3 protein-coding genes are annotated in these 1,649 nt (G+C 64.7%); 1 reads left to right on the top strand and 2 read right to left on the bottom strand.

Annotation, left to right across the window (positions count from 1 at the left end; translation table 11 throughout):
* Positions 1-447 (top strand): DUF4130 domain-containing protein (locus AC1D1X_RS22735; RefSeq protein WP_477699267.1); only part of this gene is annotated, 447 nt, incomplete at its 5' end.
* 103 nt (positions 448-550) lie between these two features.
* On the opposite strand, the gene AC1D1X_RS22730 is transcribed toward AC1D1X_RS22735, so the two are convergent.
* Together AC1D1X_RS22730 and AC1D1X_RS22725 are read right to left on the bottom strand one after the other, a co-directional pair.
* Complete coding sequence (locus AC1D1X_RS22730) at positions 551-889, bottom strand: hypothetical protein (protein WP_477670413.1); 339 nt, start codon at positions 887-889, stop codon at positions 551-553.
* 143 nt (positions 890-1,032) lie between these two features.
* Positions 1,033-1,455 (bottom strand): PPC domain-containing DNA-binding protein, encoded by a 423-nt coding sequence (locus AC1D1X_RS22725; RefSeq protein ID WP_477670414.1) that lies wholly within the window; start codon positions 1,453-1,455, stop codon positions 1,033-1,035.
* Positions 1,456-1,649 lie beyond the last annotated feature (194 nt).

The following is a 1,649-nucleotide window of genomic DNA, read 5'->3' as shown; positions in this document are numbered from 1 at the left end:
CATGTGGCCTGGTTCGAGCCGGAACACCACATCGTTGAAGCCGTGGCGCCGCTGTTTGCCCGCCGCTTTGCCCACATGCGCTGGGCTATCCTCACGCCTCAATGCAGTGTCGAGTCCGACTACCTGGGCCCGCAGGCTTCCGGCCACGGCCGGCACGCTGCGCCGGTGTTGCCCCCGGAAGAAGTACGACCAGGCCACAAGCCGGCCGACGCCCCGGCGTCCCTGCGCTTTGGCCCCGCCGCCGACAGGCAGACAGCCCCCTCACCCGACGCCAGCGAACAGCGCTGGCTCACGCAGTACGAACAGGTCTTTCATCCCGCACGCCTGCGCCGCCGGATGATGCAGAAAGATTCGCCGCAGCGTTACTACCGGAAAAACCGCAGCTCGGCCGGCGCCCGCAAGGTGCGCACACCGAAGGCTGCTGCCGGTCAGTCACTATCAATTTAATAGCTGCTTGCGCTTATCCCTATTGGGTCAGGGCGGTATTTGGCATTCATCCTTGATGCCACGCCATACCGCTCACGGGCTATAAACAGGCAGAAAATCCGCCTCAGGGCCTGGCAAGCGGGGGCCGCGTTGGCGCATTCGGCGGGGGCAATACCACATCACGGCCGTCGTTGCCCGGTGGCGTCACCGGGCGGATGGTCGAGTCACGCGGATCCGGCGGTGGGAGCGGCGCTTCGGGTTCAGACGCCCGGCGCGCCGGGTTGCGGTTCAGCGGATTCCTCAAGGGCGCCGTCGGCACTGCGGTATCGGGTGCCTCAGCTGGCTGTGTGGTCTGCGATGTCTGCGCTACCGCCCGTGGCCCTGTGAAAAGCGTCAATGCCAGTGCCAACACAGCGCCCGGCAGGGCGACGGCAGCGACGGAAAAGCGTGGTTGTTTCAACATGAACATGCCTCCTTGATGGTGGGTGCTGGTAGGTTGCGTGCATGGTAGTGCGTTAACACCACTCTACGCCTGTCCTCCACGCCCGCCATGGCCATGACGCCAGCRCGGCTGTCAGGGCCGGCCTACAGACGCGGCCTCTGCTTTCAAGACCAGGGCGTTGCCGGCTTCGCCACCAGTTCCTTGAACCCGGTCCGCGCGTCATGCTCACGCGCAAACACCCAGCCCTGCAACGACACCAGCACAATTTCAGCGGTCGTCCGCACAAGGCAACCCGGCATCACATGGCCACCACACATTTCTCCCCCTGCATTGGCCACGCTGGCATGCAGGTGCGCGCCGTCAGGGCTCAACGTGCCCGACAGCGTGATCAGTTCCAGCGGTTCCACCAGCACCGTCCCCTGCGGCTCGGCCGCATAGCGCAGCACGGCGCGAGACAGGCTTCCCACCGCAGAGATGACGCAAGCCGCGCGGGTGTTCTGCTCGGCCTGCAGCTGGGCGAATGCTGCGTCCAGGGCTGTTCGCAGGTCGTCGCCTGGGTTCAGGCGGAGAGTTAGGGTTTGGGGCATGGGTGGAGGGTAGACGATGTTGCTGTTGTTGTTCAAGCGGGGCGGACTTTGCTGAGGGTGGCTGGCCGGGGGTTGCCCGGCATGCAAGTAACTTTCTTTTGCTTCGCCAAAAGAAAGTCACCAAAGAAAAGGCGACCCTGCTGTCTGCGACCCTACGCTTCGCTACGGGCAACCTGCGGTGCTCGGTCCAGGCG

It is taken from the genome of Polaromonas sp. P1_G4 (genome assembly GCF_056405475.1).
The sequence above is the reverse complement of the archived record's forward strand: the minus strand, read 5'-3'. Positions and strand labels throughout refer to the sequence as shown.